The 17475-nt window shown below is 74.4% G+C and carries 9 protein-coding genes; 5 read left to right on the top strand and 4 right to left on the bottom strand.

The features are described from left to right. Positions 1-109: 109 nt before the first annotated feature. Positions 110-1531: an MFS transporter gene (locus ACWGIS_RS07430; protein WP_453361421.1), complete on the bottom strand. Its 1422-nt coding sequence runs from the start codon at positions 1529-1531 to the stop codon at positions 110-112. Between the two features lie 809 nt (positions 1532-2340). Between ACWGIS_RS07430 and ACWGIS_RS07435 the strand changes: the two genes are divergently transcribed. Next, positions 2341-4446, top strand: coding sequence for an asparagine synthase-related protein (locus tag ACWGIS_RS07435; RefSeq protein WP_453361422.1), 2106 nt, complete (start codon positions 2341-2343; stop codon positions 4444-4446). Positions 4447-4919: 473 nt separating this feature from the next. Next, complete coding sequence (locus ACWGIS_RS07440) at positions 4920-8198, top strand: BTAD domain-containing putative transcriptional regulator (protein WP_453361423.1); 3279 nt, start codon at positions 4920-4922, stop codon at positions 8196-8198. Between the two features lie 112 nt (positions 8199-8310). Here the strand turns inward: ACWGIS_RS07440 and ACWGIS_RS07445 are convergent, their stop codons facing one another. Together ACWGIS_RS07445 and ACWGIS_RS07450 are read right to left on the bottom strand one after the other, a co-directional pair. Continuing rightward, entirely contained in the window at positions 8311-10257 is a 1947-nt protein-coding gene (locus ACWGIS_RS07445; protein ID WP_453361424.1) for a sigma-70 family RNA polymerase sigma factor, read from the bottom strand. 398 nt (positions 10258-10655) lie between these two features. Next, positions 10656-11420, bottom strand: coding sequence for a TetR/AcrR family transcriptional regulator (locus ACWGIS_RS07450; RefSeq protein ID WP_453361425.1), 765 nt, complete (start codon positions 11418-11420; stop codon positions 10656-10658). 375 nt (positions 11421-11795) lie between these two features. Here ACWGIS_RS07450 and ACWGIS_RS07455 point away from each other — a divergent pair, with 375 nt between their 5' ends. Further along, positions 11796-13199: an NAD(P)/FAD-dependent oxidoreductase gene (locus tag ACWGIS_RS07455; RefSeq protein ID WP_453361426.1), complete on the top strand. Its 1404-nt coding sequence runs from the start codon at positions 11796-11798 to the stop codon at positions 13197-13199. A 202-nt stretch (positions 13200-13401) separates the two neighbouring features. Continuing rightward, positions 13402-15072, top strand: coding sequence for an ATP-binding SpoIIE family protein phosphatase (locus ACWGIS_RS07460; RefSeq protein WP_453361427.1), 1671 nt, complete (start codon positions 13402-13404; stop codon positions 15070-15072). Positions 15073-15085: 13 nt separating this feature from the next. Here the strand turns inward: ACWGIS_RS07460 and ACWGIS_RS07465 are convergent, their stop codons facing one another. Then, positions 15086-16357 carry an MFS transporter gene (locus tag ACWGIS_RS07465; RefSeq protein ID WP_453361428.1) on the bottom strand — a complete coding sequence of 424 codons (1272 nt, stop codon included), beginning with the start codon at positions 16355-16357 and terminating at the stop codon, positions 15086-15088. Positions 16358-16534: 177 nt separating this feature from the next. Between ACWGIS_RS07465 and ACWGIS_RS07470 the strand changes: the two genes are divergently transcribed. Continuing rightward, the gene (locus ACWGIS_RS07470) at positions 16535-17086 is read left to right on the top strand and encodes a MarR family winged helix-turn-helix transcriptional regulator (protein WP_453361429.1); all 552 of its coding nucleotides are present in this window, start codon (positions 16535-16537) and stop codon (positions 17084-17086) included. The last annotated feature ends 389 nt before the right edge of the window (positions 17087-17475 follow it).

Raw genomic sequence — 17475 nt, forward strand, 5'->3', positions numbered from 1 at the left:
CCGCTTCACCTCCCGGTTCCGATAGTGCACTGCGCCACTGACAATGCCCTCAAACCCGGATCGCGCTCCCCGATGTCCACGGAGCGGAGGAGACGGCGGGACCGCGAGGCTACGCGGGTGCCATCAGGAGCGGCCGCGCGCGCTCCCGCAGCTCCACCACGCGCGGTTCGTCCCCGTACGGCTCCAGGCGGTGCAGCAGGTCCTTCACGTACTCGGTGGTCCGCGCCGAGGAGATGCGCCCGGCGACCTCGACCGCCCGCACGCCCTGCTCGCAGGCCGCGTCCAGGTTGCCCGACTCGAGCTCGGCGACCGCCGACACCACCAGCCGCAGCCCGTGGGAGCGCACGAACTCCTCCGTCGGCTTCGACAGCGCCTGCTCCGTGAAGCGGCGGACCTGGCGCGGCGCCTTCAGGTCGCGGTAGCACTCGGCCGCGTCGGCGGCGAAGCGGTCGTACGAGTAGAAGCCGAGCCAGGAGGGGTCGCCGTCGCCGTCGCGGGCCCGCTCCAGCCAGCCCTCGGCCGCCTTCAGGGCGCCGCCGGCCGCGTGGGCGTCCCCCGCGCGCGCGTGGGCCCTCGCCTCGACCAGGCGGAAGAAGCTCATGGTGCGGGCCGTGGCCAGCCCGCGGTTGCGCTCCAGGGCGGCCTGGGCGAGGTCGACGCCTTCGTCGCCGAAGCCCCGGTAGGTGGCCTGGAGGGACATCGACGCCAGCACGTAGCCCCCCAGGGGGACGTCCGCGGCGGCGCGGGCCAGGCGCAGCGCCTGGATGTAGTAGCGCTGGGCGGCCTCCTGCTGGCCGGTGTCGAAGGCCATCCAGCCGGCCAGCCGGGTCAGTTCGGCGCTCGCGCCGAAGAGCGCCCGGCCCACCTCGTCGGAGTACGCGCCGAGCAGCAGCGGCGCCGCCTCAACCCGCAGGCACTCGGGCACCATGGACGAACGCCAGTCACCGCCCCCGTACTTGGAGTCCCAGCGCCGGGCGTCCTCGGCGGCCTCGCGGAGTTTCAGCACATCGCTGTGGCCGACTTTCAGCGGTGCTCCGGAACCCTCACCGGGGTTCGCGTCGCGGGCCACCGAGCTGTCGGCCGGGGTTATCAGCCACCGTGAGGCGGGCGTCGCGTAGGCGCTCACCGCGAAGGAGCCGGCGAGCGACTGCCAGATGCCGCCGCCGGCCCGGCGCCCGGCCAGGTCGAGGCGGTACAGCTCCGTCGCCGAGCGCACGGCCTGCCCCACGTCGCGGGGGAAGGCGAGGCCCACCTCGGGTGCGGGGTCCGCGTCCGCCAGACCGATCTCGTGGAGCGGTACGGGGCGGCCGAGTTTCTGCCCGATGGCGGCGGCGATGAGGTGCGGGGCGGCACCCTGGGGCACCATTCCCTTCGACACCCAGCGCGCCACCGACGTCTTGTCGTAGCGAAGAGTCAGACCGCGCTGGGCGCCAAGGTCGTTGACGCGCCGGGCGAGGCCCGCGTTGCTGATTCCCGCGAGGGCGAGAACGGTGCCGAGTTTTTCGTTCGGCCCGCGTTGCTCCCTGGACATGCGCCACCCCTCGACACAGACGGCTGCCGCGCTGGCATAACCACGCGGCATTCGTAAACCCAGCGTAGTTCGCCCAATCCCAAGCGTTAAGGGGCGTACTTCCGGATGGCGGGATTGTGGTCCGCACGGCAGTACGGAGTGTTGCGGCGTGCTCCCGTTGTGTGGCCGTGCGCCCGCCCGTGCGCTCTTCTCCGGCCACCTGGGGAGCGCTTCCATGAGCCGCGTGGGTCGGCCCGCTGTACTGGATCCGGTGGGCTGGGGGACACCGCCGCCTACATCCCCGCGGGCGGCGGATCGGTCCGGGAGGCGAACTCCGCCTCCCGGACTGGAGATCACCGGCCTGGCGTACGGCCTGTACGGAGCGTGTGCACGCCTGGCCATCCAGCACCGATTTGGCTTGTTATCGACGGTCCCTCGGGAGGTCAATACGCCGTCTCACCACGTCACTTGAGGGCGCGCGGGGTGCCTTTGGGGAGCGTATCGGGGGCGCATTCGAGTCGCTGTTCGGGGGGCGTCCTTCGTGACCGCCCTGGCGACAGCCCCGGCCGCGCCTTCCCGGCTCCCGTCCGCCGCCCGCTCGCCGGCCCGCCGCCGGTGCGCCAACTCACCCTCGTCATCGCGTCTCTGACGGTTCCCCGACTGCTCCCCGACACCCGCCGCGTGGCCTGTCGGAGGCCTGTCCGGGGTCCGCGGGGGCGCATTCCGGGGGGCGCAAGCACTCCCACAGGCCTTCCCGCGTGCCCGCTTCGTGGCAGCATGGTGCCCAGTTCGTGCGGTGCACTGGTTGTCCACAGCTTGTGGAGGCGGCGATGCGGTGGTTGGTGGGGTGGAGCAGTACCGCCGCCAGAGCCTCTGAGTTCGGCTCGGCAGGCTCCACCGGGAGCGACGGCGAGACCGTGCACCCGGTCGGCTCCCAACTGCTCTGGGGCGATCCCGACCCGCTCTGGGCGGTCGGCGACTGGCGCCCCGACGAGGTGCGCGTCGTCAACGCCGGCGCGCAGAACCGGATCGCCGTCCTCGGCACCTGCGGCGCCTCCGACGAGGAACTGCGCGTCGGGCTGTTCGCCGCCCGCGGAGGGGCACTTCGCCACCTGACCGCCTGGCCCGGCAGCTACACCGCGATCGTCCAGGCCGGCCGCCGGGTCACCGTCTGCGGCGATCTCGCGGGCGCCCGGCCGGTGTTCTACACCCCCTGGGCCGGCGGTACGGCCTACGCGACCGCCGCGCTGCCCCTCGCCGACCTCATCGAGGCCAACCTCGACTTCGGGCACCTCGCCGCGCTGCTCGCGGCCCCCGACGTGCCCGCCGCCGTCCACGACTCCACGCCCTACGACGGCGTTCGGCGCATCCCGCCCGGACACGCCCTCATCCTGCGCGCGGGGGCCCGGGAGATCGCCGGGTACGAGGCCGTCGCCTCGCTCGCCGTCGCCGCGCCCGCCGCCGACCCCACCGACGCCGTGGACGCCGTCCGGGACGCCCTCGTCGACGCCGTACGCGCCCGGCTCGCCGCCCCCCGGCACGTGCCCGGCGCCGACGTCGACCCCGGGCCCGTGCCCGGCATGGGCCCCGCCGAACGGCGCGCCGCCCGCGGCATGCCCGTCCCCGGCATCGGCGCCGACCTCTCCGGCGGCCCCGCCTCGGGCACCCTCGCACTCCTCGCCGCCGGGCTTCCCGGGATGCCCGGCACCGTGCTGGGCCACGGCACCGGCGCCGGGGAGCGGCTCCTCGCCGTCACCTTCAACGACCTCGCCGTCAACGGGCGCGAGGCCGAACTGGAGCGGGCCGGGTCGCTGGCCGCCAACCCCCGGCTGCACCACGTGGTCGTCGCCGGCGGGGAGGAGGTCCTGCCCTACGCCGACCTGGACGGGCCGCTCACCGACGAGCCCGCGCCCTCGCTGGTCACGGCCGCCCGGCACCGGGCGCGGCTCGCCGCGGGCAGCGCCGACCACTTCACCGGGTACGGGGCGCGGCAGGTGCTCGACGCGCATCCCGCCCGGCTCGCGGACCTCCTGATGGACCGCAAGCGGCGCCATCTCGTACGGCCCGTCGCGGCGCTCGCCCGCGCCGACGGGTCCGTCATGGTCCCCGCGCGCGTGTACGGCGCGGCGCGCAAGCTGGCGCGTACGCCGTACCGGGCCGGCGTCGACGTCCTCGCCGACCGGCTGCTGCACCGCCGGTTCGAGGAGCCCGTCGGGGCCGTCGGCGCCTCCCTCGCCGCGCTCACCTGGGCCCGGCCCGGGCCCGCCGCGCGGTGGCTGACCGGGGAGGCCCTGGCCGAAGTATCGGTTCGCCTCCAGGCCGCGTCCGGACGGGCGGGCGTGAGTCCCGGGCAGCGGCCCGGTGACTTCCGCGCGCGTGCCGCGCTCGCGCGGCACGCGGCGGACCTGCGCATCCTGGAACAGGCGGTGGAGATCCGCTTCCAGCGGCTGCACGCGCCGTTCCTCGACAACCAGGTCGTGCGGGCGTGCCGGGCGCTGCCCGAGGCCCTGCGGGTGCAGCCCGGGGCGCGGGCGGCGATCCTCCGTACGGTGCTGGAGGGGGCCGGGGTCGGTGACCTCCCCGCGGGCTGGGGCGCGCCGTCCAACGCCTCGTCGGCGGCGGCCGTCCGGACGGGGCTGCGGGTGTCCGTCGACTCGCTGATCGCCCTGTTCGACACGCCGTTGCTCGCCGAGGCGGGGCTGGTCGAGGCGCGCGTCGTCCGCAAGGCGCTGCGGGCGGCGGCCGACGGCGAGCCGCTGCCGCTGGACGGGCTCGCGGACCTGGTCTCCCTGGAGCTGTGGCTCCGCCGGCTGCTGAGCCGCCGGGGCACGTGCTGGACGGGGACGCCGGCCCGGCAGCGGGCGGTACCCGCGGGGATCGCCCCGCAGGGCCGGGCGCTCGGGTCGGGGCGGCGGGGGCTGGCGGGGGCGCCCTGAGCGGGGCGGTGCGGTGTCCTGTGGTGGGGCGGTGCGGTGTCCTGTGGTGGGCGTCGGGGGTGGTCGTCGTGGGGGAGTCGTCCCGTGCCGTGTCCTGTGGTGGGCGTCGGGCGCTGTCTGCCGGTGGGTGGGGCGGGGCCGTGCCGGTGCATCCGGCCGTCGGTCGTTGTTGTTGGGGTTCGTCTCTCCCTCGGTTGCTTGCGTCCCGTGCCCGACGGCCATGTGAGGTACCGGCACGGCCCCTTCCGCCGGATCGCGGCTGCGGGTCGTGGTTGCTTGCGGTCCGGGCGGGCGTGCCCTTGCGGGCGGTGTGGGTGGGGGCCGGCGCCGGGGTCGGCGAGAGGTGACGGTCCGTGGTGCCGCTCGCGGGGGTGGTCTTACGGCTGAGGCGTGGGGCGGCTTCGGGGGCTCGGGGGTGGGGCTCGCCCGGGAAAGGTGGTGCTGGGTGGTGGTGAGGCGGTGAGAATGGGGGCGTGCGGTACGGAATCCTGGGCGTCACCCAGGCGGAGGACGACCAGGGAACCCCCATAGGCGTGGGCGGCCCCCGAGTCCGCGCACTCCTCACCGCCCTGGCCCTGCGCCCCGGCCGCACGGCCACCCCCGAGACCCTGATCGACGAGGTGTGGGCGGACGACCCGCCGCAGGACGCCTCGGCGGCGCTGCAGGCCCTGGTCGGCCGCCTCCGCCGGGCCGTCGGCAAGGACGCCGTCATCTCCGAGCCCGGCGGCTACCGCCTCGCCGCCGGACAGGACGACGTCGACCTGTTCGTCTTCGAACGCCTCGTGCGCGGCGCCAAGGCCGCCCTCGCGGCGGGCGACGCGCGCACCGCCGCGGACGAGCTGCGCGAAGCCCTCGCCCTCTGGCGCGGCCCCGCCCTCGCGGACCTTCCCGACCGTGACGCCGCGACCCGCGCGGAGGCCCTGCGACTGGAGGCGACCCGTACCCGCCTCGCCGCCGACCTGCGACTGGGCCGCGCCCCCGACGTCGTACCGGAGCTGCGGGAACTGACCGCCGCGCACCCCTACGACGAACCCCTGCACGCCCTCCTCATCCACGCCCTGCGCGACGCCGGACGCCATGCGGACGCCCTCGCGGCGTACGAGACCGCGCGCCGCGTCCTCCTGGAAGGACTGGGGACCGACCCGGGGCCGGAACTACGGGCGCTGCATTCGGAGTTGCTGAGCGGAGACGTCGTGAAGCCCGCGGCTCCGGACCCCGCAGCCGTACGTCCCGAGCCGCGCGGCGGGAACATCCGGCGGCGGCTGAACTCCTTCGTCGGGCGGGAACCCGAGATCGAGGCCATCCGCGCGGAACTGCGCGGGGCACGCCTGGTGACGCTGACCGGGCCCGGCGGCTCCGGGAAGACCCGTCTCGCCGAGGAGGCCGCCGCCGGCCTGCCGCAGGCGTGGCTGGCCGAACTCGCCCCGGTGGAGCGGCCGGAGGCGGTGCCCGGCGCGGTCGTCGGCGCCCTCGGTCTGCGCGAGACCGTGCTCGTCACGAACGAGATGTCCGCCACGGCGGCGACCGACCCGCTCGATCTGCTCGTCGAGCACTGCGCCTCGCGCAGCCTGCTGCTGATCCTCGACAACTGCGAGCACGTCATCGACGCCGCGGCCGCCCTCGCCGAGACCCTGCTGACGCACTGCCCCGGCCTCACCGTCCTCGCCACCAGCCGCGAACCCCTCGGCGTGCCCGGCGAGTCGGTCCGCCCCGTGGAGCCGTTGCCGCCCGACCCCGCCCACCGCCTCTTCGTGGAGCGGGCCGCCGCCGTCCGCCCCGACGCGGACGCCGTGCACGACCCCGAGGCGGTGGACGAGATCTGCCGGCGGCTCGACGGGCTGCCGCTCGCCATCGAACTGGCCGCCGCCCGGCTGCGGATGCTCACCCCCCGCCAGATCGCCGACCGCCTGGACGACCGTTTCCGGCTCCTCACCTCCGGCAGCCGGACCGTCCTGCCCCGCCAGCAGACCCTGCGCGCCGTCGTCGACTGGTCCTGGGACCTCCTCGACGAGCGGGAACGCACCGTGCTGTGCGAGGCGTCCGTGTTCGCGGGCGGCTGGGACCTCGCGGCGGCCGAGGCCGTGTGCACGGGCCCCGCCGCCGACCTCGTCGGGGCGCTCGTGGACAAGTCCCTGGTCGTCGCGACACCGGGCGAGGACGGCGGGATGCGGTACCGGATGCTGGAGACCATCCACGAGTACGCCGGCGAACGCGCCGCCGAGGTGCCCGGGCTGCGCGCCGCGGCCGAGCGCCGTCACCGCGCCTGGGTGCGCGCCCTCGTCGAGGAGGCCGAGCCCCAGCTGCGCTCCGCCGGGCAACTGCCCTGGATCCGGCGCCTGGAGAGCGAGCTCGACAACATCCGGGCGGCGCTCTGGCGGGCGGTCCACGCCGGTGCCGAGGAGGAGGCCGGCGCCGTGGTCCTCGCCATGGGCTGGTTCTGGTGGCTGCGCAACGACCGTACCGAGGGCGCCGGGTGGACCGACCGCGTCCTGCGCCTGGGACTCGTGCTGGACGCGGACCCGGACGTGCGCGGCGACGACCTGCTCGCCGCGCTGTCCGGCGTCGATCCCGCCGGGGCGTTCCAGGCGGACGCCGGCACCGGGGAGCGGCACCCGCTGCACCGGATGCGGATGAAACTCCGGATGCAGGAGCTGTTCCTCGTCATGGAGGCGCAGCCCGTGGAGTCGCTGCGCGACCGGCTCACTCCCGAGCACATCCGGCGGGTGCGCCGCGCCTTCGAGAAGGGCGGTCCGGACGCGGCGTGCCTGCCGGGGCTCGTCTGGCCGCTCGCCGTCTACTTCCTGGGCTCACCGGAGGACCTGCGGCCCGCCCTGGACGCCGCTCTCGCCAACTGCCGCCGCTACGGAGGCGACTGGGAGGTCGGCGTCATCCTCATGTTCCGTACGCACATGGTCGTCGACTCGCCCGGCGGGCTGCACGACATCGACGGCGACCTCACCGAGCTCCGCGCCCTGAGCCGCCGTGTCGGTGACCGCTGGATGCGCGCCCAGGTGTGCAGCGCGGTCGGGGAGACGGCGATGATGCGCGGCCGGTTCGAGGACGCGCGGGGCGAGTACGAGGACGCGCTGCGGCTCGCGCACGAGGTGGGCGCCCACACGGAGACGCCGTTCCTCGTCGCCCGGCTCGCCGAGATCGCCTACCGCGCGGGTGACCGCTCGCAGGCGCTGGCCCTCCTGGACCGGGCGAGCGCGGCCGCCGAGCTCCACGGGGTGACGGACTCCCGGGCCTTCGTGCTGATGCTGCGCGCCCACATGGCGCTGGACGACGGGGCGGCCGGGCCGGCGCGCGAGCTGCTGCGGGCGGCGCGCACGGAGTCCCGCAGGGGCACCCCGCCGCCGCAGTTCCTCGCCGCCCTCGGCCAGCTCGACGCCCTGATCACGGCGATGGAGACGACTCCGGAGCGGGGACTGGTGAAGATCACCGAAACCCTGCGCGAGGCCGTGGACGCGCGCTGTGCGGAGTGGGTGACGGCCAACCTCGCCGACAACGCGGCGCGGCTGCTTTCCGAGACGGGCGACCTCACGCGCGCGGTGCGCCTGCTCGCCGCCGGCGACAGCTGGCGGGGCGGCCACCCGCGCCCGATGCCGGAGAGCTGCCACGCCGAGCGCATCACGGCCGGGGCCCGCACGTCCCTGGGCCGGGCCCGCTACGAGTCCGAGCGCGAGCGGGGTACGGGCCTCACCCCGGACGACGTCCTGCTGACCCTGAAACAGGCCCTGGACGCCGGCTAGCCACCGTGCGGGGACCGGGTGCCGCCATCAGCGATACCTGAACGCCGGTCGTCCTCGGCGGCACCGAACGCCGGTCGTCCTCGGCGGTACCTGAGCGTCGCGCCGGTCGTCCTCAGCGGCACCGGAACGCCGAGTCCGCCCAGTCCGCGAGTGTCACGGCGTCGAACGAGGTGTCGGGGTCGACGGCGAGGCGGATCGTCCGGCGGCCGGTGAGGTCCACGTGGACCGGGACCGCGCGGTCGCCGCCCGCGAGCAGCGGGGACCGCCACAGACGCGAGCCGTCGGCGTACACGGAGAACCGCACCCTGCCGAGTCCGAGCGTCATGTCGTCGACGCCGACCACCGCGTCGTACGCCGAGCAGTCGCGGTTGAGGTCGATGGTCACCGAGGACCGGCCGTGCACGGTCACTCCGCGCGCGTACTCCCGGCCGCCGACCGAGACGCCCCACCGCTGCCACACCCAGCTGCTCTCGCCGAGCCGCATCTCGGGCGCGGTGCCGTCGCCGGTGAGGCCGTACTTCAGCTCGTTCCACGGATAGACGGCCGGCGCGGGCGCGGGCGCGGGCGCGGGCGCGGGCGGAGGAGGAGGCGGGGGTGTCGGTTCCGCGGTGGGCCGGGGCGTCGGGGCCGGCTCCGGTTTCGCGCGGGTGGGCGTCGGGGACGGCTCGGCCCGCGTCGGGTCGGGGACGGGGGTCGGTTTCGTCGCGGCCGGGGCCGGGGTCGGGGCGCCGGCGGCTACCACCGGCGGCCGTGGGGACGCCTTCGACGGCGGGGCCGGGGCGGGCTCCGGGGCCTCGGACTCGACGGCGTGCGAGGCGCTCGGCCTGGCCTCGGGCCTCCTCGCGGGGCTGTCGTCGCCCACCAGCGCAAGGGCGACCGCCGCGACGGCCACCGCGGCGACCCCCGCCGCGATACCCGCCTTGGCCGGCGCGCCGAGCCCCTCGGAGGCCGCCGCGCCACCGGCCCCGCCGGCGGAACCGCCCGCGGCGGCGGCCGCACCGGCGGCGCCGACTCCGGTGCCCCCGGCGACGAGCGCGACCGCTTTCGCGTACCCGGCGGCCCCGAACCAGCCGATCACCGCGACCGGTACGACCGCGGGGATGCCGCCGGCGACTTCCTTGATCTGCCCCGCGGCGAGGCGGCACTTGACGCACTCCTCCAGGTGCTTGCGCAGCCCGCGCTCCGCCCGGCTGCGCAGTCCGCCGCGGGCGTAGGCGCCGAGCCGGTCGGCGTGGCGCGCGCACTCCTCGTCGGCGATGAGGGTGGTGCTGACGTGGGCCTGGAGGTAGGCCTGCTTGAGTCCTTCGCGGGCGCGGCTGGCGAGGACGCGGGTGCCGTTCGCGTCGAGCCCGAAGAGCGTGGCGACCTCGCTGGGCGACTCGTCCTCGACCTCGGTGTGCCAGAGCACGGCCTGCCACCGTTCGGGCAGCGACCGGAACGCCTGCATGGCCATGGACTGCTCGGCCTCGTGCATCGCCCGCACGTCCGCGCCGAGGTCGAGCGTGTCGTCGTCGCGGACGTCGGGGTTGCGGGCGGCCTGCGCGGCGAACACCGCGAAGTCCTCGACCAGTTGCTCCCGGCGCGCGGTCTTCGTCCAGTGCGCCGCGACGCGGCGGACGGTGGTGAGCAGGTACGCGCGTACGGCGTGCTCGGGGCCGCTGCCGCCGCGCACCGCCTGGAGCATGCGGGCGAACACCTCGGCCGTGAGGTCCTCCGCGGTGTGCCCGTCCCGGCAGCAGGTGCGCGCGTAACGGCGCACGGCGTCGGCGTGGCGGCGGTACAGCGCCTCGTACGCCGTGTCGTCGCCCGCGCGCATGCGCTCGATCAGGTCGGCGTCGGACGGCGGCAGCTCGGCCGGCGGCGGCAGCACGCCGTCCTCGCGGCGCTCGCGCTGCGGGGGCACGCTGGGCTGCGGGGCCCGGTCAGCGGCGGCGTCCGCGGTCGTGGGGCGGGAGCGGCCCCCGTGCGGGCGGCCCTGGCCCGGCACCTGCCGTGCGGCCGGTCCCCCGCGCTCCGTGCCCGCGTCGCCGGGCGACTCGTCCCGTCCGTCACCACTCATCGCGGACTGCCCCCGCCTGCGCACTCGACCCGGATACCGGCAAAGCGTGGCACACGGGGCCCCTGAGGAGTCCGGGAGCAGGGATCAACCACTCGTCCGTGGGGTTTTTTCGTACGGCGGTACTGACCGTCACTTGTTCGGGGAAGACTTCACCGCTCGGTGTGACATCAACACCGCCTATTCGTGGGCAAGTTGGGGCACCGCCCGATAAGCCCGCCCGATATGCCCGCCCGGTGAGCCCGGTGAGCCCGGTGAGCCCGGTGAGCCCGCTGAGCCCGCTGAGTCCGGTGAGTCCCATGAGCCCGGTGAGCGGGAGCGGCGGGGGCCGCGGGAGGCGCGCCGGACACGACCGGCGGCCTCTCGCGGCGTCCCCGCTCTCTGCTTCTTGCTCCGTGCTCCTACAGCGGCCGGGACCGCAGTCCCTCCAGCAGGATGTCCAGCAGCCGGGCCGAGGCCGCGGCCTGCTGGGCGGGATCCGGCAGCGAGGGCGCCGCCGTCGCGATGACCAGCAGGACGTCCGCGACCGTCACGTCCGCCCGCAGCTCGCCCGCCGCGCGGGCCCGGTCCACGAGCCGGCCGACGACCTCCAGCAGCGCGGCGGCGCCGGTGTCGTCACCCGGATCGGGCTCCGTGTCCTCGACGAGCCGCAGCTCGGCCGTCGGCTGGGTCCGCTGGTGCGGCACCCGGGCCTCGTCCGCGAGCACGCCGTCGGCGCCCTCGTCGGCGACACCCACCCGCAGCACCTGCGGCGGCAGCAGCCGCCCGGCGCCCGAGGCCACCGACGTCCGCAGGAAGCGCGACAGCGCCGACCACGGCTCGTCCTCCTGGCCGAGCGCCGAGCGCGCCTGGTCGGTCAGCCGGGACGTCTCCTCCTCGGCTATCCGGCGCACCAGGACGTCCTTGCTCGGGAAGCGCCGGTACACCGTGCCGACACCCACCCGGGCGCGCCGTGCGACGTCCTCCATCGGCGCGCCGTATCCAAGCTCGCCGAAGACCTCGCGCGCCGCGCGCAGTACGTGTTCCAGATTGCGCTGTGCGTCCACGCGCAACGGGGTGGTACGGGGACCGTCCCCCGGACCGCGTCCGTTGCCGCCTGCCGCGCCGAGTGCGCCACCGGGTGCGATGGCAGACGCGGAAGACCAATGAGAATCCTGAATGTGCATAAGCGTTCCCCCGGTAATGACGTCTCCCCCCGGAGACTCTCCCCGCCATTGAATGCCGGAGCGTGTGGAACGAGCGTGATTCACGGGTCCGCCCCTGCGGGCCCGTCGAGCACATCCCCCTGCACCCCGTCGACACACGAACATAGTTGAGAGGGGGTCAATTCAGAAGGGGCAGGTTCCGCACAGAGCGCCCCCCGATCGGAGCACGGGTCTGGTACCTCCCGATTGCGCCCCCTCTACCCACTCCGTGCGCCCCCACTGAGCTGCGCGTCTTCTCCGTACTCCGGTGATCCGGCCCACTCCGCGCGACGACGACGGCCGGTCACACAATTTGTCGGGCCTGTGGACAAACGCAGTCGCCGGGTGCGTCATGGGATGGTGACGGCAGAGATCAATCAGGGGACGACCCCCGAACCCCGGAAGAACGCACGCATTCTCATCGTCGGTGGCGGCTCTGTGGGGCTGTACACCGCGCTGCGACTGCAGCGGAAGCTGCAACCGGAGCTCAGACGGGGCGAGGCCGAGATCGTCGTGGTCTCTCCCGACCCCTACATGACCTATCAGCCGTTCCTGCCCGAGGCGGCCGCCGGTCTGATCTCGCCGCGCCACGTCGTCGTCCCTCTGCGGCGGGTCCTCGACAGGTGCACCGTCGTCGTCGGCGAGGTCCAATCCATCGACCACGCCGCGCGCACCGCGGTCCTCACCACGCCGGCCACCGAGGAGAAGGGCGCGAGCGCCGAGAAGTTCGTCTACGACGAGCTGGTCCTCGCGCCCGGCTCCGTCTCGCGCACCCTGCCGGTTCCCGGCCTCGCCGAACACGGCATCGGCTTCAAGACCGTCGAGGAGGCCATCGGCCTGCGCAACCACGTCATCGAGCAGATGGACATCGCCTCCTCCACCCGTGACCCCGCGGTCCGCGACGCGGCCCTGACCTTCGTGTTCGTGGGCGGCGGCTACGCGGGCACGGAGGCGCTCGCCGAGCTGGAGGACATGGCCCGCCACGCCACGCGGTACTACCACAACGTCGGCCCCGAGGACATGAAGTGGATCCTCGTCGAGGCCTCGTCGCGCATCCTGCCCGAGGTCGGCGAGGAGATGGGCAGGTACACGGTCACCCAGCTGCGGCGGCGCAACATCGACGTACGCCTGGAGACGCGGCTGGAGTCGTGCGCCGACCGGGTCGCCGTCCTCAGCGACGGAGCGCGCTTCCCGACCCGCACCGTCGTGTGGACGGCCGGCGTGAAACCGCATCCGCTCCTCGCCGCCACCGACCTGCCGCGCGACGAGCGAGGGCGCCTGAAGTGCACCCCCCGGCTGACCGTGGACGGCACCACGCACGCGTGGGCCGCGGGCGACGCGGCCGCCGTCCCCGACGTCGCCGCCGGGAAGCCGGGGGCACTGACCGCGCCCAACGCCCAGCACGCGGTGCGCCAGGCGAGGGTCCTCGGGGACAACATCGCCCACGCCCTGCGCGGCGAGGAGCTGGAGACGTACTCCCACCGGTACGTCGGCTCGGTCGCCTCGCTCGGGCTGCACAAGGGCGTGGCCCACGTCTACGGACGGCGGCTGAAGGGCTACCCTGCCTGGTTCATGCACCGCGCCTACCACCTGAGCAGGGTCCCGACCTTCAACCGGAAGGCCCGCGTCCTGGCCGAATGGACCCTGTCGGGGCTCTTCAAGAGGGAGATCGTCTCCCTCGGCTCACTCGAACATCCCCGTGCCGAGTTCGAACGCGCGGCCGGTGGAGATCCCGCCCGGGACCCGAAGGGGTCGTCCTGACCGGAGCCAGGAACTGGCCCGGAGGGGCCCGCGTCTGACGGATGTCGGTCCGGTCGGCCAGACTGTTCCACGGCCGGGCGGGTCCGCCGCCCCGCTCTTCGGACCCACGATGCTTTTCCCACGTGCTGTATCCCCCGGGGGAGACCCCCGGACCCCCGGCCGACCGTGCCGGCCGGGGGCCATGAACCCGAGGCAAGGACTCGTGAACTTCACGCGCTGGAGCGCCCGACTCCCCGGAACGCAGCGCCGCGCCGCGGCGCGCGGCGACCATCCGGTCACCCAGGACCGGCGGGGCGACGGATCCGTGCCCGCGGCCCGCGTCGAGCAGCTGACCGACGACGTACCGCACGTGCCCGCCGTCGACGTACTGCCGGTGCGCGAGGTCCTCGACCGCGTCCCCGCCCTCGTCGCCCTGGTGCACGGCCCCGACCACCGCATCGCCTACGTGAACGACGCGTACGTGGCGGCCTTCGGCGTACGCCCCCTCGGCGAACCCGCGCGCTCGGCCCTGCCGGAACTGGACGGGCTGGGTCTGCTGCCCCTCCTCGACCAGGTGCTGCGCAGCGCCAAGCCGCGCACGGTCAAGTCCCGCAGGACACCCGACGGCCGCTCCTACACCTTCACCTGCACCCCCGTGGACACGCCCGACGGGGACGGCGGCACCGAGGGACGCGGCGGCGGCGTCCTGATCTTCGCCACCGACGTCACCGACCACGCCGAGGCCGCCGAGCGGCTGCGCGCCAGCGAGCGCAGGCAGCGCGAGACCGCCGTCACCCTCCAGCGCTCCCTGCTGCCCCAGGAGCTGGAGGAGCCGGACGACCTGCGCGTCGCCGCCACCTACCACCCCGGTGGCACCGAGGCCGCGGTCGGCGGCGACTGGTACGACGTCATCACCCTGGGCGGCGGCCGCACCGCCCTGGTCATCGGGGACGTCATGGGGCGCGGGGTGCGCGCCGCGGCCGTCATGGGCCAGCTCCGTACGGCGGTCCGCGCGTACGCCCGGCTCGACCTGCCGCCGCACGAGGTGCTCCAGCTCCTCGACGGCCTCGCCACCGAGATCGACGCCAACCAGATCGCCACCTGCGTGTACGCCATCCACGACCCGAACGAGGGCCGGCTGGTGTACGCGTCCGCCGGCCACCTGCCGATCCTCGTACGCGACGAGAGCGGCACCGTGCTGCGCGCCGACGAACCCACCGGGCCCCCGCTCGGCACGGGCGGCTGGATGCACGCCTCGGGCACGGTCCCGCTCGGCCCCGGCTCCACGGCCGTCCTCTACACGGACGGCCTGGTGGAGCGGCGCAACGAGGACCTGGACGAGGGGATCGCCGCCCTGGAGCGCGCCCTGGCCGGCGCCACCGGCAGCCCCCAGGTCGTCTGCGACCGGCTGGTCCGCTCGGCGGGGGTGACGGCCGACCACGACGACGACGTCGCCGTCCTGGTGCTCCAGCACCCGGCCCGCACCGGCCCCGACAGCGAGCTGTTCCGCAACGCGGCACTGGAACTGCTCGGCGGTGTGGAGGCCACCCCGCGCGCGCGTGCCTTCGCCTCCGGGGTGCTCACCAGCTGGCGCTTCCCGCGCGAGCTGCACGACCTCGGCGTGCTGGCCGCCAGCGAACTCGTCGCCAACTCCCTCCAGCACGGCACCCCGCCGATGCGGCTGCGGCTGCGCCGCACCGACCGGCGGCTGATCATCGAGGTCACCGACGGCGACGACCACCTGCCGCGCCGCCGCCGCGCCGAGCCGGGCGACGAGGCGGGACGCGGTATCGCCATCGTCGCCACGATCGCCTCAGGGTGGGGCTCCCGGCGCACGCCGGGCGGCGGCAAGGCGGTGTGGTGCGAGTTCGCCCTGCCGCGCGAGGCGGGCTGAGGGGCCGCTCCCGTCAGGCGCTGGAGCGGGCCGGCTCCGCCGGGGCACCGCCCTGCGCCACCACCCGGCTCCGCGCGAGCGACGGCTGGTTCTGCACGGGGGTGAGCTGCCGTCCGAGCCGGATCGCCAGGTAGGTGATACCGAGCGAGAACAGCAGGAACGTCACGACGTACGGCGCGTGCAGGGACGCGCCCATCGGGCCGCCCACCGCCGGGCCGACCGCCAGCGCGAGCTGCTTCACCAGGGCGAAGGCCGAGTTGTACTGGCCCGCCATGCCGCTCGGCGCCAGGTCGGCGACCAGCGGCGCGACCGTCGGGGAGAGCATCGCCTCACCGAGGCCGAACAGCGCGTACGTCGAGACGAACGCGGCCGTCGCCATGGTCTGGCTGCCGTGCCCGAGGCCCGCGTACCCGGCCACGACCCACGCCAGGGCCCAGATGAGCCCGACTGCGGCGATCACCCGGGACCGCTTCCGGCGCTCGACGAACCGCAGCACCGCGAACTGCGCGACGACGATCATCGCCGTGTTCGCCGCGAGAGCCGTACCGAGCGCGGAGGTCGAGATGCCGGCCGCCTCGACGCCGTAGGCGCTCAGCCCCGACTCGAACTGCCCGTAGCAGGCGAAGAACAGCACGAAGCCGAGGACGCACAGCTGCACCATGGCCCGGTTGCCGAGCAGCTGCTTCCAGCTGCCACCCCTTGCCTGCGGGGCGCTCCCGACCTGCGGCGCGTGCGGCATCCGCACCGTCGTCATGATCACGGCGAGCAGCAGGAACATCGCCGCCTCGATCGCGAACAGCAGCGTGAAGGAGTCCGCGCGCGTGGTGTCGACGAGGTGCCCGCCGATCAGGCCGCCGACGCCGAGGCCCAGGTTCTGCAGGAAGAACTGCGTCGCGAAGGCGCGCGAGCGGGTGTCCGCGGTGGAGCAGTCCACGATCATCGTGGCCAGCGCCGGCTGCATGACGGCCTGACCGGCACCCAGCGCCGCGGCCGACAGCAGCACCGTCGTCGCACTGCCCGCGAGTCCCAGGCTCAGCGCCCCGAGGGCGGCGGTGACCAGGGCGGCGACGAGGACCGGCCGCGGACCGCGCCGGACGATGGCCCGCCCGGCGAACGGAAGCACGACGAGCGCGGCCACGGCGAAGACGGCGAGCACGAGTCCCGCCGTCATGGCCCCCAGCTCCCGCACCTGCGCCACGTAGACGTACAGATACGGAACCGTGAAGCCGAGCCCGAACGCGCTGAGTGCGTTGCCCACGTGGATCCGGCGCATCGCTGCGCCCATCGCCCTGGTCACTTTCACCTGCCTTGGAACGAGGACCGGCCGGCCCCCGAGCGGGGAGCCGGTCCAGAGGTTTACGGATGATGAGTTAGCTCTGAAGACTTCAGAGCTAAAGTTCGAAGCTAAACAGTACACCTCCAAGGACTTCGAAGCCAAGCGAGGGCGTGCCATACTGCGCCCATGGGTGACACCCCCGGCGGCGTCAGCGAGCCGACCCTCGAAGAACAGATCGCGGCCTACCAGCGCGAGTTCCGCGACCTCGACCCCCAGGTCGAGAAGATCGTCTCGGCGCTCGGCCGGCTCAACCGCCGCATGAACGTCGCCTACGGCAGGCAGACCGCCACCCTTGGCATCAGCAACGCCGAGTGGGAGGTCCTCAAGGCCCTCGTCCTCTCCGGCGCCCCGTACCGCCTGGGCCCGAGCGAGCTCGCCAAGCGGCTGGGCCTCACGCCGGCGGCCATGACCCACCGGATCGACCGCATGGTCACCGAGGGCCTGGTCACCCGGGAGCGGGACGAGTCGAACCGCGTGCGCGTCATCGTCGAGCTGACGGTGGAGGGCCGCGAGAAGTGGCTGGAGGCGATGCGCCTCGCCACGGTGTTCGAGGAGGACCTGCTCCAGGACCTCTCCACCGCCGAGCGCGGCGTCCTGGGCGAGGTGCTCACCCGTCTCCTCCGCCGGGTCGAGGACGCTCAGCCCGACGCGGGCGGCCGTCTCACCGACCTCGACTGAGGGCGTCCGCCCCGGTCAGGGAAGGGCATGGAGCCTCTCGCAAAAGATCTTGACAGAGATGGTTGACAGCCCCCTGCCGGATCCGTAAGGTTCTTCGAGTTGCCACGGGGCCGTAACGGTTCTGCGGTAGCACCTCCGCCGCTGAAGCGGCACCCAAACCACCAGCAGGATCTCCCAATCGGGTTGGATTTCGGCACGCCCGAATTCATTTCGATTCGGGCGGCGGCTCCGATTAGGAACCGCCGAGAGGATCCGCTAAAGTCTGGGACGTCGGAACGGCCCAACAGCCGCGAAGACAAGCCCCGCTGACTGGGAATCAGGCCCGAAAGGATCTGGTAGAGTCGGAACCGCCGGAAAGGGAAACGCGAAAGCGGAAACCTGGAAAGCAC

Source organism: Streptomyces sp. NPDC054842, from assembly GCF_053611025.1.

Bases quoted from the DNA above. Each gene is read 5' to 3' on its own strand.
- ACWGIS_RS07435 (WP_453361422.1), top strand. From the start codon at position 2,341: ATGCGGTGGTTGGTGGGGTGGAGCAGTACCGCCGCCAGAGCCTCTGAG.
- ACWGIS_RS07455 (WP_453361426.1), top strand. From the start codon at position 11,796: ATGGTGACGGCAGAGATCAATCAGGGGACGACCCCCGAACCCCGGAAG.
- ACWGIS_RS07465 (WP_453361428.1), bottom strand. From the start codon at position 16,357: ATGGGCGCAGCGATGCGCCGGATCCACGTGGGCAACGCACTCAGCGCG.
- ACWGIS_RS07470 (WP_453361429.1), top strand. From the start codon at position 16,535: ATGGGTGACACCCCCGGCGGCGTCAGCGAGCCGACCCTCGAAGAACAG.
- ACWGIS_RS07430 (WP_453361421.1), bottom strand. From the start codon at position 1,531: ATGTCCAGGGAGCAACGCGGGCCGAACGAAAAACTCGGCACCGTTCTC.
- ACWGIS_RS07445 (WP_453361424.1), bottom strand. From the start codon at position 10,257: ATGAGTGGTGACGGACGGGACGAGTCGCCCGGCGACGCGGGCACGGAG.
- ACWGIS_RS07450 (WP_453361425.1), bottom strand. From the start codon at position 11,420: ATGCACATTCAGGATTCTCATTGGTCTTCCGCGTCTGCCATCGCACCC.